16 protein-coding genes and 1 pseudogene are annotated in these 17306 nt (G+C 39.4%); 1 reads left to right on the top strand and 16 read right to left on the bottom strand.

Features of this window, described 5'->3' with window-relative positions:
* Positions 1-2: 2 nt before the first annotated feature.
* The 10 genes and pseudogenes from DWW86_RS12460 to DWW86_RS12415 form a co-directional block, all read right to left on the bottom strand.
* Positions 3-1220 (bottom strand): response regulator transcription factor, encoded by a 1218-nt coding sequence (locus DWW86_RS12460; protein WP_117943480.1) that lies wholly within the window; start codon positions 1218-1220, stop codon positions 3-5.
* Positions 1205-3010, bottom strand: coding sequence for a cache domain-containing sensor histidine kinase (locus tag DWW86_RS12455; RefSeq protein WP_117943478.1), 1806 nt, complete (start codon positions 3008-3010; stop codon positions 1205-1207). Before DWW86_RS12455 ends, DWW86_RS12460 begins: the two co-directional genes overlap by 16 nt.
* Before the next feature lie 145 nt (positions 3011-3155).
* Positions 3156-4130 (bottom strand): substrate-binding domain-containing protein, encoded by a 975-nt coding sequence (locus DWW86_RS12450; RefSeq protein WP_072522399.1) that lies wholly within the window; start codon positions 4128-4130, stop codon positions 3156-3158.
* 92 nt (positions 4131-4222) lie between these two features.
* A complete protein-coding gene (locus DWW86_RS12445) occupies positions 4223-5206 on the bottom strand; it encodes an ABC transporter permease (protein WP_072522400.1) in 984 nt (327 codons plus the stop codon).
* 13 nt (positions 5207-5219) lie between these two features.
* Entirely contained in the window at positions 5220-6728 is a 1509-nt protein-coding gene (locus DWW86_RS12440) for a sugar ABC transporter ATP-binding protein (RefSeq protein ID WP_072522401.1), read from the bottom strand.
* Between the two features lie 121 nt (positions 6729-6849).
* Positions 6850-7424, bottom strand: a pseudogene (locus DWW86_RS12435) (ATP-binding cassette domain-containing protein); the annotation flags it as partial.
* Positions 7370-7828 carry a helix-turn-helix domain-containing protein gene (locus tag DWW86_RS12430; RefSeq protein WP_353652710.1) on the bottom strand — a complete coding sequence of 153 codons (459 nt, stop codon included), beginning with the start codon at positions 7826-7828 and terminating at the stop codon, positions 7370-7372. The pseudogene DWW86_RS12435 and the gene DWW86_RS12430, both read right to left, overlap by 55 nt.
* Positions 7829-7947: 119 nt before the next feature.
* Positions 7948-8199 carry a hypothetical protein gene (locus tag DWW86_RS12425; RefSeq protein ID WP_072522404.1) on the bottom strand — a complete coding sequence of 84 codons (252 nt, stop codon included), beginning with the start codon at positions 8197-8199 and terminating at the stop codon, positions 7948-7950.
* Between the two features lie 23 nt (positions 8200-8222).
* Complete coding sequence (locus DWW86_RS12420; RefSeq protein ID WP_353652709.1) at positions 8223-8522, bottom strand: hypothetical protein; 300 nt, start codon at positions 8520-8522, stop codon at positions 8223-8225.
* 380 nt (positions 8523-8902) lie between these two features.
* Positions 8903-9835, bottom strand: a complete 933-nt coding sequence (locus tag DWW86_RS12415; RefSeq protein ID WP_072522406.1) for an AEC family transporter — start codon at positions 9833-9835, stop codon at positions 8903-8905.
* 301 nt (positions 9836-10136) lie between these two features.
* Here DWW86_RS12415 and DWW86_RS12410 point away from each other — a divergent pair, with 301 nt between their 5' ends.
* Positions 10137-10652 carry a helix-turn-helix domain-containing protein gene (locus DWW86_RS12410; RefSeq protein ID WP_072522407.1) on the top strand — a complete coding sequence of 172 codons (516 nt, stop codon included), beginning with the start codon at positions 10137-10139 and terminating at the stop codon, positions 10650-10652.
* 134 nt (positions 10653-10786) lie between these two features.
* On the opposite strand, the gene DWW86_RS12405 is transcribed toward DWW86_RS12410, so the two are convergent.
* From DWW86_RS12405 to DWW86_RS12375, 6 genes are all read right to left on the bottom strand, one after another.
* Entirely contained in the window at positions 10787-11404 is a 618-nt protein-coding gene (locus tag DWW86_RS12405) for a sugar O-acetyltransferase (protein WP_072522408.1), read from the bottom strand.
* 180 nt (positions 11405-11584) lie between these two features.
* Positions 11585-12274, bottom strand: a complete 690-nt coding sequence (locus tag DWW86_RS12400; protein WP_353652708.1) for an MBL fold metallo-hydrolase — start codon at positions 12272-12274, stop codon at positions 11585-11587.
* Positions 12275-12280: 6 nt separating this feature from the next.
* On the bottom strand, positions 12281-12757 hold the full coding sequence (locus tag DWW86_RS12395) for a pyridoxamine 5'-phosphate oxidase family protein (protein ID WP_117943471.1): 477 nt from the start codon (positions 12755-12757) through the stop codon (positions 12281-12283).
* 76 nt (positions 12758-12833) lie between these two features.
* Positions 12834-13013, bottom strand: a complete 180-nt coding sequence (locus DWW86_RS12390; protein ID WP_117943469.1) for a hypothetical protein — start codon at positions 13011-13013, stop codon at positions 12834-12836.
* Positions 13014-13717: 704 nt separating this feature from the next.
* Complete coding sequence (locus DWW86_RS12380) at positions 13718-15058, bottom strand: MATE family efflux transporter (RefSeq protein ID WP_117943467.1); 1341 nt, start codon at positions 15056-15058, stop codon at positions 13718-13720.
* Between the two features lie 157 nt (positions 15059-15215).
* Positions 15216-17306 (bottom strand): hybrid sensor histidine kinase/response regulator (locus tag DWW86_RS12375; protein ID WP_117943465.1); only part of this gene is annotated, 2091 nt, incomplete at its 5' end.

The following is a 17306-nucleotide window of genomic DNA, read 5'->3' as shown; positions in this document are numbered from 1 at the left end:
AGTTATAATCCGTTTCTGTCAATCTGCAGCATATTTTTACGGAATTCTGAGGGCGACATACCCTGACAGTTTTTAAATGCAGCAGAAAAATAGTGCTGGTTGCTGTACCCTACCTTTTCTGCAATCTGATTAATCGACAATTCCCGATCTTCCATAAGCCGCATTGCCTGACTGATACGAAGCCTTGTAAGAAAATCTTTAAAAGATATCCCCAATTCCTGTTTCATAATCCTGCTAATATAAGAAGAATTACAGCCAATTGCATGTGACACCTGTCTGAGATCCAGATTTCTGTCCTGATAATTGGCATAAATATATTTTCTTGCGTCCTGGACAATTGGTCTGCATTCCTGCATTTTCTGCACTTCCCGGCGCATCTCACGGCTAATATCAGGCAATGTTTCAAAAGTACATTCTCTTGCCGTAATAAAACACTTTCCACCCACTTTTTCTTCTGTCTGCAGCTGAAGATCTGCACTGAACTCCTGAAAATTTTCCGGCAGCTTTTCCATAACAATCGCTACATCCTCATACTTACTGGAAAACACACTTACCGTATGATATGGCTCCATAAGTTCTCTGATAATCTTTTCAAGAGTGATCTTATATATTTCCTCAGTTACCGTACCTTTATCAATTTTCTTGTCATAACTGGACTGAACTGACACAAGTATGAGAATCATATTATCCGGAAAATCCATATCAAGAAATCTTGCCTGTTCTTCCCATTCGAATCTAGATAATTTTCCTTCCATCCATTCATTGAAAAACACATCTCTCAGATAATCCTGATTCTGAATCATCTGTTGTTTCACAAGTTCCATGAATTTTTCAGATTTTCGCTTCTGCTTTATCTCTTCAGTCACCTTCACGACCGCAGCTTGAAGTTCTTCCTCTGCGATAGGTTTCAAAAGATATTCGGAAACCCCAAGCTTAATTGCCTGTTTTGCATAGGAAAACTCATTAAATCCGGAGATTACGATTACCGGACAGTTTTTATCCAGCTTTCTCAATTCCTCCAGAAACTGTATACCACTCAACTTAGGCATACAGATATCCATCAGAATAAAATCCGGTTGAAACTGCTCAATTTTTTCTAATGCTTCCATTCCATTCCGTGCTTCTGCACAGACTGTGATCGGAAGTTTCATTTCCTCCAATACACTTTTTAATCCCTGACGAATTTTCGGTTCGTCATCAGCAATCAAAACTTTCCACATACTTCTTTCTGCAGCCGTTTGAGCCTTACAACAGCCACGGTACCTCCTCCCGTTCTCTTTTCATAATGAAGTCCGTATTCGTCACCGTAAGCGATCTTTATGCGGTCATTTACATTCAACGTTCCATAGGCTTTTACTTCTTCTCCACGTTCTTTCAGTTTCAGCCAGGAATTCAATTGATCTATTCTTTCCTGACTCATGCCAGCACCATCATCTTCTACCTTAAGTATGATCGAATCCTCTGACTCTGAAAAAGCACGGATCCATATAGTTCCTCTGTCCTGATCAGATTCCTTTATCCCATGATAAAGAGCATTTTCCACAAGCGGCTGAAGACAGATTTTTAATACCATATAATTTCCTAGTCCTTCTTCAATCTCTGTTTTATATTCAAACAGATCCTCATACCGTACTTTCTGGATGTCCAGATAATTCTTTACCATTAAAACTTCCTGTTCCAATGTAATAAATTCTTTTCCCTGACTCAGACTGATACGGAAAAATCCTGACAAAGCAAGCACCAGATCAACAATATCCAGCGCATGGTACTGCTTTGCCATCCACTGTATCGTATCAAGTGTATTATAAAGAAAGTGCGGCTTAATCTGCTCATGAAGAATCTTAAGCTCTGCTTCTCTTTTATTTTTCTGTTCTTTGTATACAACGCCAAGAAGTTCATTAATTTTTTCTACCATTGCATTAAAAGAATCTCCCAGCTGCCCTATTTCACCTTTATAATGATTTACAAAACGAACCGTCATATCTCCGGTCTGCGCTTTTTTCATAAGTTTTGAAAGCGTCGAAATAGGCCTTGTAATGGATGCCGAAAAAATAACCGTTGCTCCTGCCGCAAAGATCATTATTATAACTGCAATCCATTTCGAAACTGTCCTTGCTCTGGAAATGCCTTCGATAGTTTTCCCCCAGTCAAATACTCCAACTGCAGTCAGGTCTGTATATTTTGAATGACTATATATGACATTGTAATCTTTTCCCTTTATGCGACATCTGACACGTCCACTCTCTCCGTCCGTGACCCAGTTTGGATTCATCCGGTATACAACTTCATTTTGGGGTGCATAGAGCACATGCCCCTGACTATCCTGTATATAACCAAATCCAGTCTGTCCCATTGTAATATCTTCAACAAGATTCTGAATACTCTTCAAATCCAAATCTATAAGGATCACACCAATCCCCGCAGACGTCTGGCTGTCACAAATTAATTTAACTGTGCTGACATAATTGTCTGTACTGTAGTTTTTCCAGGCTTTTAAATTTCGTCCCAGACTGGTAGGACTTAAAACCAGTTCTCCATTTGCCAGAACCGCATCCTGATACCATTTTTCTTCCGTAAGCGGAAGCTTTTTGACTCGGTATGAATCATTAGAAAGATACTGGCCTTTCTCACTGACAACAACAATATTCAAATATTCACTGTATATTCTGGAATAATCCAGAAGAAGGTCTCGCACCTGTCTTTCCAATTCTACACGGCTTGCCTGCTGATTTTCAGCATCTACTTTTAAATACTCTTGTACTTCCGGATAATTTCCCAAAGCCTCAACATTATCCTCTACGGATTTAAAAATCAGATCAAGCGATTTCAACACCTGATTCTGGATTTCCATTGTGTTTGCATAGGATCTTTCTGCAATAGATTCCTCATATATATAGTTTCCAGCAGCTGTAAGGACCAATGTAACTAACAAAAGCAGGCCACAGTTCAGTATGATCATTTTGAACAGCATATTTTCCGGATGCAGAATTCTTTTCAGTTTACTGAACATATTATCCTCCTTTTATCTGTCTATTCTCCCATGATATAGTAAGTATCTCTTCATGTCAAACAGAAAGAAAAAACAGGAACAGCCTAAGCCATTCCCGTTTCTTCGCATCGTACTATATTTCATTTTTATAATTTTTCAAATCTGATTATTCTGCAGATCCGCCGTATTTTGCAAGGAGTTCTTCTGCATTATCCGGGACAACGATTTCAGAAGTAAGAGTCAGAGTTTTATCAAGCTCTTTACCTTCAACAAGCAGCTGATAAGCACTTTCGATTGCTTCTGTACCACCTGTAGGATAAACCTGAGTCATGCTGAGTCTTCCGTCCATAACGCTTCGGATTCCACCATCAGGTGTAGGAAGTCCATCAAATCCAACGAAAAGGATGTCTCCTTCTTTTCCTGCATTCTTAGCAGCAATATATGCACCTTCTGCCATCGGGTCATTTAACGCCAGGAAAAGATCAATCTCATCATTTGTCTGAAGCATTTCTTCTGCAACTGTGATTGCTTTTTCACGAAGCCAGTCTGCATTGTTTACAGCTACGATTTCAATCTTGTCATTTTTCTTGATTCCTTCACGGAAACCGTTATCTCTGTCGATTCCACCAGAAGTTCCTTCAAGACCTTTGATCTCACAAACTTTACCACCGTCAGGAAGAAGTGTATCTGCAACATATTCTCCTGCGATACGTCCCATATCTACGTTGTCTGCACCGATAAACTGAGTATACTTGTCTCCGTCAATCTTTCTATCAAGAAGAATAACCGGGATTCCTGCATCATAAGCTGCACTGACTGCATTAGTAAGTGGTGTAGCTTCGTTAGGAGATGTAATGATGAGGTCTACACCCATCTGTACAAAGTTTTCAATATCTGCAATCTGTTTGGAGTTATCCTGAGCAGCATCTGCAAAAATAACCTCAAATTCCGGATGTTTTTCTGCTGCCATTGCAATCTGATCATTCATAGCTACACGCCATGGTTCACCAAGATTACACTGTGACATTCCGATCACATATTTGTCCTTTTTCTCTGCTGCACTGACTGTAACTGTGCCTGCTGCCAGAACAGAAACACCCATAGCTGCTGTTAAGAGGATACTGATCGCTTTTTTATTCATACTTACCTTCTTTCTCCGGCATCGCTTTTATTTATTATTTTATTCCCCGGTCCTGCTGCCGGACAGAACCTGAGAATTATTTTCTTTTATTATCAATCACTCACTTTATCTGCCTGCATAAATACTGCAATAATGATGAGAAATCCTTTAACCATCAGCTGAAGATTTGAATTGACGCCTTTAAGACCAAGGACATTATCCAGCATACCAAGGATAAGTGCTCCAATCAGTGTACCAAAAACAGTTCCTTTGCCGCCTGCAAGACTTGTTCCTCCAATGGCACAGGCTGCAACTGCGTTAAGTTCATAGCCCTGACCTTCGTTCGGTCCACCCTGGCTGATCTGAGCTGCGTGAATCATAGCAGCAACAGATGAAAGCATTGCGCAGATCATAAATGCATAGATCTTAATTCTGTCTACTTTGATACCTGAAAGATATGCAGCATTCTTATTTCCACCAATCGCATATACCTGTCTTCCGAATCTTGTTTTACTCAGAATGATCTGAAAAACAATCAGAAGAACAATAAAGATGATTGCCGGTACAGGTACGATTCCCCAGAGACGCATCTGAAGTACTTCAAATGCCGGTGGAGCCATTCCTTCACCTTTACCATATGCAAGCGGGATCCCGATTCCGTTTGCCCAGAATCTTGCAAGTCCTCTCGCGATATTCATAGATGCAAGGGTAACGATAAAAGCCTGAAGTCTCAGCTTTGTGATACATAATCCATTAAACAGTCCAAACAGTGCTCCGATTCCAAGACTTACAAGAATAGCCGGTACAAATCCCAGACCACTCTTTACCATCAGATATGCACATCCTGTTGAGATAAGACCTACAACAGAACCTACAGAAAGATCAATATCGCCAAGGATCAGAATAATCGTCATACCAATTGCAATGATTCCATTTTCTGATACGGCTCTCAGCACGTTCATCAGGTTTCTTATGTCCAGAAAGTTATTTCTGCCATCCTTAATGCAGATTGTAGATGCGACCACAAAGATAATAACCAGTGCAATTACACTCTGCATCTGCTTGATCATAGCTTTCATTTTCTTTTTGTTATCCATCTGTCCACCCTCCTTATTTTGTTGCACTCTGAAGAAGTTTTTCCTGTGTAGCTTCTTCCTGGAGATATTCACCCGTCAGTTCTCCCTCACAGAAAGTAACGATTCTGTCTGAAATACCGATTACTTCCGGAAGCTCTGAGGATACTACAATAATCGCCATCCCCTGTTTCGCAAGATTGTTGATTAACTGGTATATTTCTGCTTTTGCACCTACGTCAATTCCTCGAGTAGGTTCATCCAGAAGAAGAATTTTCGGTTCCGTCATCAACCATCTTCCAAGTACAACCTTCTGCTGATTTCCTCCGGAAAGCGCACTGGCGAGAGTCTTCGTTCCAGGAGCTTTTATTCTGAGAGTTTCCATCTGTTTGTTCCATTCTTTTTTCTCTTCCCCGGATTTCATAAAAAATGTCGGACTGAATTTTTTCAGAAGAGGAAGAGACATATTCTCTCCAATGGATCTCTGCAAAACAAGACCCGTTCCCTTTCTGTCTTCAGTTGCAAAAGAAATGCCCGCTTTGATCGCATCTGCAGGATTTTTTATAATTACTTCTTTACCATCGATAAAAATCTTTGCTGTGGTATCTTTGTAATGCACACCTGCCAGACATTCGAAAAGTTCAGACCTTCCTGCACCTGCAAGTCCTGCGATTCCAAGAACTTCACCATGTCTTACATACAGGGAAATATTCTTGAGTGATCTTCGGAAACTTCCTTCTGGTGGAGTGTATGTGAGGTTTTCTACTTTAAGAGCAATCTCGCCTTTTTCAGTAGGATCTTTAGGATACTGCTCGCTCATATCACGTCCGACCATCATCTTTATGATCTCATCTTTTGAGGTCTCAGAGGCCTTTACGGTACCTATATACGTTCCATCACGCATTACAGTAAGTCTGTCTGCGATCTGGAAAATTTCTTCCATTCGATGTGTGATGTATATAATTCCCTTTCCCTCTGAACGAAGCTTTCGAATAATTGTAAACAGCTTTTCGGCTTCTTTTTCACTAATAGCAGAAGTCGGTTCGTCCATGATAATAATTTCAGAATTCAAAGATATCGCCTTTGCGATCTCAACAAGCTGCTGCTCTCCGATTCTTAAATCTTTTAATTTTGTTGCCGGATCAACATGTACATCCAACATCTCCAGATATTTACGAGCCTCTGTAGCCATAGTCTTAAAGTCAACCGATCCACCCTTTTTCTTCATCCATCTGCCGAGAAAAATGTTTTCTGCCACGCTCAATTCCGGAACAATCTGGAGTTCCTGATGAATTTTAGAAATTCCTAGTTTTTTGGCTGCGATCGGTCCCGGGACCGTTACTTTTTCACCTTTCAGATAAATTTCACCTTTTGTAGGCTGAAGGGAGCCACTGAGAATGTTCATCAGTGTAGATTTTCCTGCTCCGTTTTCTCCCATCAGAGCAAGTACTTCACCTGCATAAAGGTCCAGAGAAACTTCTTTTAATGCCTGCACACTTCCGAAAGTTTTGCTTATGGCCTTCATATTCAGTAATACCTTTTCCATAGTTCCTCCTTTTCTTCCTTCATTCATGATGTGTCTATTATACACAAAAAATCGCCGATTGTATTTCTAATAATCGGCGATTTTTTTATAGTTTTTTTACTTTTGTATATTGATATTATGATTATTGTATATTTTTCCTCTCTTTAAACGGTGCTCTACGCAAAATGTTGATAACTGTTCTGTTCTCCGATGCTCTCTTCAATGCCTGCAACACCTAGTGTTCCGTCTCGGCATCCAGGTTTGTAGTAATCTCATCCAGAAGCAGAATCTCCGATTCTGCCACGACTGCTCTTCCGTGATCGACTCATCGTATAAAGTAATCTGATCTCTAATCGTTCCCGGCACCATGTGATAAGACTGCTCCACGTAGCCAAACCATTTTCGTCTTTCTTTTTCGGTCAGCTGCCCGGCAAGGATTCCACCGACCAGTACTTCTCCCTCCTGCGGTTCATATAGTCCAAGCAGAAGTTTAAAAAGCGTACTCTTTCCCGCTCCTGTGTCAAAGACTTCCGTCGTAAATTTTCGCATTCCCTCTACGCAATCATCCACATCGAGGATTGCTTTGGTCGTGATATCGCCCTCGCCTTCTTCTCGAAGGCTTGGTCTGCTCTTTCCTACCAGATTTCCATACAGAATCCTTTTCATTCTGCGATTGACATTATTTGCAAAACGACGTACATAAAAACGCTTGATGTATGTCTTACCAACATCGCAACATTAAAAACGTTGTATCTTTCTATTTCTCCATCATCACTAAATACCGGAAGAGCAAATCTTGAATCATATGAATACCAACCATATTTAGCATCTTTACTATGCTTCTCCTTACGATTATCTTCATAAACCTCGTTCGTTGCTATTTTAAGTAATTCCGGTAATCCCTGTGCAGCATTCGCTTTTGCTTTCGCATTTGCTCCTTTCAAAATCCGAGTGTAATTTGAGTGCGTATACTCATCAGGAAGATCCGATCCAATATAAATCATCTTATTGCAATCTTCTATCTGATAGAATTCTCCTGCTTCCCAATCTTGAATGGTACGATACGGAATACCATAGTAGTCACTAAATTCACGTCTGTTCATTCCCATTTTTTCTCTTATTTGTTTTTACTTCTTTTCCTCTACTCATGATTAAACTCTCCTATAAAATAACGCATTGTCTTCGCTCCATAAGCTCCATTTTCATTTCTATATTTGACTTCATTCGTTGAATCCTCCTCTTAAAAATCAAACTCATCCGGATCCAATCCTGCATCCTCCAACACTTCTCTTCTTTCATCCGGATCCATAAATTCCAACTCATCATAATCGAGTCCGGCATCACCGAAAACGTCTGCTTCATCTTCGTTAAAATCAGAACTGCTGTGATCTTCCTTCAACATATCGTCCATGAACTGAAACTGTACAGCACGTTCCAAGCTATCCAATTTCCCGTCTCTGTTAAAATCAAACATCTTATCAAAGCCAAACATAACTTTTCCTCCCTCGGATTTCTTTATTTTTCAATTTCTGTTTCAGATTTCTTAACCTTCTTTTGATTATCCAGAAGACTCTTCTTGCTGATGCTGCAGATTGTTCCGTGATCTGTGACAAGCGCCACTTTTGCTTTTGCCTTCTTTCCGATTTTGTCATAGATTCTTCCGGCACTCATGGAATCTCCGAGCACTGTATAGGAACTGTTTGCTACATATCCAATTTTTCCCAGACCTTCGTAAGTTACTTTAATTGCTTCCTTGTCATATTCATTGCCCTTCTTCCTCTTAATCTTCCATAAATTCGAAATATTCCTGTTCACTGGCAAATAAAATGTATTTACCTTCTACATATCCCATATATCCGTTGCTTGTGTTATAACCTTTCATCTGCCAGTCCTCCTTGGATTTTTTTGATGTTATCATTTTATAGCAAATGACTGTACAAAAATCCCGACAACCAAGAACAAAGCGGACAAGTCCGCTTCAAACTCCCTGAATCCCTCAATCTTTGAGGGACTTGTTACGCTTTGCGCGCCAGATGCAGTCTGCTTCAGCAGACATGTTCCTCATGCATCTGGTCGCATCCTCGCGGAGCGTTTTTATGTAATAGGAACATTACGGAGTAATTTCCTATTACATAAAAAAAGACACCAACCGAAGTCAGTGTCTCTTCTGTCATTTCTTCAATCTTTCTATTCTCTCACACAAACATCTCATACATTCCCACCATCACTGGCATGGTCACAATTGACAGCAGTGTCGTAAGTACATACAATGAGCTCGCATATGCCGCATCTTTATCATATAGTTGCGCCATGGATGTCACAGTTGCGCAGGCAGGTGTTATGGATGCAATATACACAGTCAGGAGAATCTGTTTGGAATCATTCACTCCCGCAAATGTATTAATCATTTTCATTAAAATCAATATAAATATTGGATAAATAATCAATCTCAATACTGTCGAAACATAGTTCCTTTTTTTAGTAAATACAGTCTTAAGAGGTACATCCGCAATAACCATTCCGGCAAGCAGCATACCGATCGGACCAATCATATTATTCATCATATCCAGGACATCCTGCATGCCTGAAGGCAACTGGATTCTGCAGATAAACAATATCACTCCTACTATGATTGAAATAATATTTACGTTCAGAAATACTTTTTTCCACTCTAATCTATCTTCTTCGCAAAGCATATTTTTGCAGTGTGTCCAGATCAGAATCAGCTGTACCGCAATATAAGCACTGGAGTAAATAACGTACTCCTGTCCAAGCAAATCCTGTACCAGCGGAATTACCAGTATCCCGGCATTTGAATAAATAACAGTTGCACGCTCAATCGTATCCAGCTGTAATGCTTGTTTTAATATTGTGGTAAGTATCAGAAATAAAACATGTACCAGAACTGCTGCTGCACATGCCAGGAACAATCCTTTTTTTACATCTGCTGTATAGTCCACCTGAAATGCGTCGATAATCACGCATGGAATAACCAGATAAACCATGACTACAGATATGCTTTTACTCTCCGACGACTTCATAAGTCCAGCTTTTACAACCGCATATCCCATAAGCATGATCGCAAAAAGCTTTGCAATCTCTTCCATTAGTAATAAACTGATCTGCATATTTTGTCCCTTCTTTTCTGATGTCTACTGTCAGTAATTATAGCACACCGTCTACATTATGCTTAATTAAATTTTTTTATCTCCGAATTTTCTTTTTCAATAGATTCATTGATTTCCTGTTTGTTCATAATGCCCTTTCTGTAACCTCTCTTTCACTCTTTTTGACTTCATGTTCATTATTGAGCTTGTTGTTAATAGATAATTCAAGTATAATAAACTCTATACGAGAAATACACGTCTTGCATGAGGACTTAAATATTGATAATCCTCATGTTTAGCCATATACAGGGAGGAAATTCTCATGGGTAAGCAATCCACCAGGGAAAACAAAACAATTTACCAGCTTTGCCGAGAAGCGGCAGGACTTACAAGAGCAGAGGCCAGTGAAAAAATGGATGCTGTCTCTGATTCAAAAATTGAAAAATTTGAATATGAAACACAAAAACCTACGCCTTATGATATCCTCCAGATGGCAGATGCCTATAAAAGACCAGAGCTTTGCAATTATTATTGCTCTCACAAATGCGAAATCGGCTATCGTTATGTTCCTGAAGTAGAAGTGACCGATCTGTCAAATATCATTTTGGAGACAATTGCCAGTTTAAATGAAATCAATCCTCTTACCGGTCGTCTGATCCAGATTGCCCGTGACGGTAAGATCAGCGATGATGAAATAAAAGATTTTGCTTATATCAGTAAAAAACTTGATGAGATTTCTTTAGCTATAGACTCTTTGAATCTTTGGGTAGATAAGACAGCCGGAGAACAGGGGCTTAATCTTGAACTCTTAAATGCCGAAAAAGAAAAATTAAAATAATCCATAACGCCAAGAAAGGCAATGAACCATTTCTGACTCATTGCCCGAGACTTTTTCTCACAGTCTCGCGTTATTAATTGTGATTATTTTATTTTCTTTACTAAAATGAACCTCTTGTCATCTCTGCAAATTTTTCAATTCTTTTCAATTCCATCTGGCATATGATCTTTCTCAGTTATTTTTCGAATGACCCGGCATGGATTTCCAACTGCCAAACTATACGGCGGAATATCTTTTGTTACAACACTCCCTGCACCAATTACACACCCTTCTCCTATGGTGACACCACCGCAAACAACCACATTGGATGCCAGCCAGCAATTATCTTTTATAGTTATTGGTTTCGCATATTCAAGATTATAAAGGCTGCCATCTTCTCTCATCCTGATATTGCGTTCTTCAGGTAATAATGGATGCATAGGAGTTGCCAATGTAACATTTGGACCAATCATCACATTATCGCCTATATGTATTTCACAGACATCTAAACATGTAAAATTAAAATTAGCAGAACTGAATTTTCCAAAGAACGTATTACATCCGTAGTCAAAATAAACAGGCGCCTGTAAATAGGGAAGTTCCTCTGTTGCTGGCAATAATTCCCTCAATATCTGTGCTTGTTCTTCTTGGTCATCTTCATCTGTCGAATTGTATTTTCTTGCTAATTTACGTGCATTCACGCGTAATTGCTCCAATTCTTTATCCGTTGGATCGTACAACTCTCCACTTAGCATTTTTTCTCTTTCAGTCATTTCCGATAGCCTCCCAATTCCGATTAGCGTATCAAATCATTTTCTTCATTCTATCACAGCCTCTATTATTCCACCATCAATCTTTCAAACCAGGTATCCATAGCAAGAATGAACTGACCTACATCTCCTTGACAAACTTGTTTGGAGAGGCTACGATACGCCCTGTGATCGCACTAAACTTCATAATTCTTCTCCTTTTGCACATTCTGTGTTTTTAATACGTGATTTATATTGCGGATATTCCGTAATAAACCGCTTAATTACATTGGCATCATTCCAGTAATGCATTGGAAAAATGACATTGCACTCTACATTTTTAAGGAAATACAGGATCCCGTCGGCATAGTGATTTCCCTGTCTCGGATCTAAGGGGACAAATGCAGCATCAAAATGCATACCCTTGATTTTCCTGATCTCCGCACGATATGCTGAAGTAAGTCTCTGGTTATCAGCGTTTGGCTCACCATCCCAATACCAGTCATTTAAGTCACCGGCATGATAAATGGTGCCTTCCTTTGTTTTGACAATAAATGCTACACCACTATCGTTAGATAGCAATGTATCGACTTGGGTGCCATTATCCAGATTATAAGTCTGATCATGATAAACATATGTGATCTTCATATCTGGCAAATGTTTTCTTTTGCGTATATCTTTCGCCAAAATTGCCTGATATGTCATGCTCATATCATCAAGGATCTCAAAAATCACAGGATTAAAATGATCCTTATGAAAATGACTGCAAAAAACAATTACTTCTTTTTTCTTGTCAAGAAGTGGTAATTCACCCTTATAATAGTCAAAAATATAGTAGCAATCTTTAGTTTCAATTAAAAATCCACTGTGGTTAATGTAAGTAATTTTCATCATATTCTGTTAAGCTTTCGATCTTGATTTGGCTGTGAACTCTGAGATAACAACTTTGATGACCTCTACTGTCGATGCCATCTCTTCATTGATATTGAATTCACGACCCGTCTGATTTTTCATAAAGAGCGAAAGGCCTCGTATTTTCTCCTGCACATCCTCTGTTAATTCTGCACGGCCACGCCCAATCACAGATGCAAATGATGCTCCGTGTTTGCAAGCTACATCTCCGCCGGATATAAGCTCAACATCACTTTCTACCTCAATGCACACATTTGGATTACTTCTGATCAGATCCAGCTTATGCCCTTCTTTTGCGCAGTGCATGTAGAAAATCAAGATACCCTCTGTATATTCGTATCCGTAGTGAAGTGGAACGATGTAGGGATAATCAGCATCAAACAAAGCAAGATGCAGGACTTTCGCTTTTTCAATAATCTGCAGAATTTCAATAATATTTGTTACTTCTCGATCTTTTCTTCTCATAGATAAATACCTAAAGAATCGTACTCGATTCCTCCTTTTTTTAATTTCAAAATTATACGATCTGGAAGTTGTATCATCATTTATCTTTATCTTTTTTTGAAAAAATAAGACTGCCAGATGTTCCAAAAGATATACCCAGACATATTCCAATTCCAATTCCAGCCAAGCTATTTAATACGTTTATAAAAACAGCGCTCCAAAGTATTGCTGCGCTTATTCCAATAGTGACTCCTATAATTATCTTTTTGCTGTTCATCAGCTTTATCCTCCAAATTCAGATTTCACGACATCGTTTCTAATACAGATTTTACCGTACTTTTTAATCTCAGTCCATCCTTTATCACTAGGCGATAGGAAAACTCTTCTGTCTCTGCTCCGCTGGCAAATATTTCATAGCAATACTTCGTAAGCACTTCCTCTTGTTCCGGAGACAGTGTTTGCAAAAGATTCATGTTAAGAAAAGCAGAGCAAGATTACGCAACTCTCTTAATTTAAATATATGTATTTAATAATGAAAATTTTCAAACATTTTCTAATTCACTTTTCCTCATATAACTCCAATTTCCATTTTCATAAATTCCGAGTTATCAAGTTAATCCACATTGAGAAACCGCTCCTTGAAAGGGACTTATACCACAGAACAATTACTTCACACTTTAAAAGACATAAAATTTACGGATATAGAAGAACATGGCTTCATGCCGATATATGAACGTCAGGAAATCACTGATGATCTCCATGAAACCTGCGGATTCAAAACGGACTATCAATTCATAACAAAACGGAAAATGAAAGGAATTCAGAAAAAAAGTAAGCGGAGATAAAACATTACTATATTTCGTGTATGCAGATAAAAGTGCCACACCCCCTTGTATTTACAGGGATTGTGGCACTTTTTTAACTAATCAACTGTCAAAGATGAGATTATATAGAGAAACGGCTGTTTTGTCAAATTATATATCAAATTGAATCCACCTTATCAATCGGCCATAATTTTCTGAGTGCCGCATAAGAAATCAAAAAGTTTGCGAGCCATCCAGCCGGTACAGCAAGCCAGACAAATGCAATACCAAAACGAGGGGCACAGATTAAGGCAACTGACAATCTTATTGCAAGATTTACCATATTTGCAATAAGAAATGGCCGCATGATTCCAAGCCCACGAAGGACTCCATCTGTTGCCATCTTGATACCCATGAAAATGAAAAAGTAGCCTAGCCAGCTCATATAATCCCCTGATACCTGATAAGCTAAAGCAGTTCCGTCTTTTCCTAAGAATAACGAAGAAATTTGCGTATGCAATGTCTCAATAACTATAAAAGCAAGAACTGCAAAACATAAATCTAACACCAGTGCAGCATGATATCCTTTTTTGATACGTTCGATTTTCTTTGCACCAAGATTTTGGGAAACATACGGTGAAACTGCATTTCCAATAGATACAAATATCAGTGAAAATACATTCTCTACTCTCATCGTTGCCGAATAACCCGCTAGTGCCTGTGTACCAAATGGATTTACAACCGCCTGTACAATCATCATCCCAATTGACACTGTAGACTGCTGAAGAACCGAAGGTACAGCAATTCGAAGCATTGAACGTAACTCCTGCCCGTCAAACCAGCTAAAGTGACTTTTATATCGGCGCATCCGCCTAAAGAAAATCAAAAGTGACAATACTGCAGAAATTCCTTGTGCAATAAGAGTCGCAAGGGCTGCACCAAACACGCCAAGACCAAGTCCAGCCACCATCCAAAGATCCATAAATATATTTAAAACCGAAGAAAATATTAAAAGACCTAACGGAATCTTTGATTCGCCGATTGAAGTGAACATCGTTGAAAGGATATTGTACATAAACAGAAATGGAAATCCCACAAAATACACTCGAAGGTACAGTACCGCTTCATCCAATATATCAGCAGGTGTCTGTAATAAACTCATCATTGGATGGGAAAAGCAAAATCCAAACAGACCCAGAAGTATACTTAAAATCAGAAAACTAATTAATGATGTCGACACAATCGTTTTCATTTTGCTATAATCCCGGGCACCAAAATAACGGCTTACAAGAACCCCTGCACCTACACCTGCACCCAATGCTACACAAATGAATACATTCGTAAGTGCGGCGCAGGCACCAACTGCAGCAAGTGCAGATGAGCCAACAAACTGACCAACAATAATAGAATCAGCCATATTATATACTTGTTGAAAAAAACTGCCCAGAATCATAGGCATTGCAAAAACAGTCAGCGCTTTAAGAGGCGCATCTGTAATTAAATATTCATCTTTTGACATTGTCTTATTCTCTTTCTATAGAGATTGATTTTATATCCAGAAGTTGTCTTTCTGCCATGGACTGCGGTAGCTTCGGAAATATATATATTTAGTTTCTGTCATAACAAAACCCTCTCTATGTTTCCTAGCTGCTTTTCCCATGCATCCAGGAAGGCAATTACAGCCAGTTTTCCAGAACATCATTCAGCTTATTCATATCCAGCGGTTTCGCGATATGTCCATTCATGCCTGTATTTTTGGCCAACTGTACATCTTCTGCAAAAGCATTGGCAGTCATGGCAACAATAGGCAGTTTTCCCTTTTCACCCGGAAGACTCCTGATTGCCGCTGTTGCCTCATAACCATTCATAACAGGCATTTGGATATCCATAAAAATAAGATCATACGAACCTTTCGGAGAAGCTTCCACTTTCTCAACTGCCATTTTCCCATTTTCTGCCGTTTCCACTTTTGCACCTGTCATCTGCAAAATTTCACCAGCAATTTCTCTGTTCAACTCATTATCCTCAACCAGCAGAATCCTTTTTCCTGTGTAATCTGATTCTGACAACTTCTCCAGATAATTTCTTGCTGTTTTTTCTTTTCTGCCTGAAGTAAACTGCCGTAGTGTTGCCGTCAGCCGGGAACGGAACAGCGGTTTTGCAATAAAAGCATCTACACCTGCAGCCTTTGCTTCTTCTTCAATTTCGCTGAATTCATAAGATGTCAATACAATGATGGTGATCTCTTTTCCTATCCGTTTCCGGATCTGTCTGGCAGTCTCTATACCATCCATATCCGGCATCTTCCAGTCTAAAATAACAGCAAAGTAATCATCTTTCAACTCATGCCGTGCATAACAGCGCTCAACCGCTTCCCTGCCAGAGAGAACCCATTCACCCATAATACCGATTTCCTTCAGTGTGGCAACTGTACTTTCACAACATGTCTTATCATCATCCACTACCAGAACCGGCAGATTCATCAGATTTTTGTCCTGTTCTTTTTCTTTTTCCTGAAGCTCCAGATAAATTGTTACTGTGATTTTAGTTCCCTTGTGCAAGGTACTGTCCACTTTAATAGTGCCATTCATCAGGTTCACAATATTTCTGCTGATTGCCATTCCCAGACCAGTTCCCTGGACTCTGGTTGTCCGGTGGTCATCCGCACGGCTGAACGGATCAAACATGATTTTCTGGAATTCCGGTGACATACCGATCCCATTATCCTCAATCGTAAATTCATAGCATCCAAGTTCTGAAAATCCATTTGGCTTTTCCTCTATGGAAAAAATAATATTCCCACCATCTGGTGTATACTTGATCGCATTACTCATCAGATTCACAAATACCTGCTGAATCCTCAGGCTGTCACCACAGACAGCCTCATGTTCAATATGATTGATGTGTATATCAAAATTATGTTTATGTTCATCAAGCACCGGTTTCGTAAGTGTAATAAGATTATCTACCAGCTCTGACAGATTGAAATCTTCCTGTGCCAGTGTCATTTTTCCACTTTCAATACGTGCCATATCCAATACTTCATTGATCAGCCCCAGCAGATGGCGGCTTGATTCTGTGATCTTGCTGAGGCATTCAATGACTCTGTCCTGGCTCTCAACATTTGCTCCTGCGATTGCCGTCAGACCCACAATCGCATTCATTGGTGTCCGGATATCATGGGACATATTGGAAAGGAATTCTGTTTTCGCACGATTTGCATTTTCTGCGGACCGGTAAGCCTCTTTCAGTGCCTGACGGGATTCAATCTCTGCTTTCTTCTCCTGTGTCACATCCATGGATGCCAACAATACCTTTTCCAGCTTTCCATTCTTCCATTCCAAGGGAATATAAGAAGCGATTTTATAAGTCTTTTCATCCAGGCTGCAATACTCAAACTTATAAATATCATTTTCACTTTTCAGTTTTTTCCGAATATTATCCGGGGCTATCAGGATATCTATAGCTTCCAATGGTTCCAGTGTCTTATATTTTTCAAGAACCTGCATCTGAAAATCATGATAAAATCCCAGAGGTTTATATATTATCTGTCCATTCAGATTGTAGAATTCATATCTGTCATTTTCCAGATCACAGACAACAAAGCGGTCAACCAGACGCACAATACTCTGAATCAGCTGCTCCATGGAAGCATTATCCGCTGCCATCTGCAGATGCCGTGCGCTCTCTACCTTTGCCTCTGTGATATCACGCAGAAAGATCATGGCATATTCTGAATCCTCTATTTCGCCACGTATGACCACATT

The organism is Ruminococcus sp. AF17-22AC (genome assembly GCF_003460065.1).
Classification (GTDB): domain Bacteria; phylum Bacillota; class Clostridia; order Lachnospirales; family Lachnospiraceae; genus Blautia_A.
Note: the sequence above shows the minus strand (reverse complement) of the source record. Positions and strands in the feature narration are given on the sequence as shown.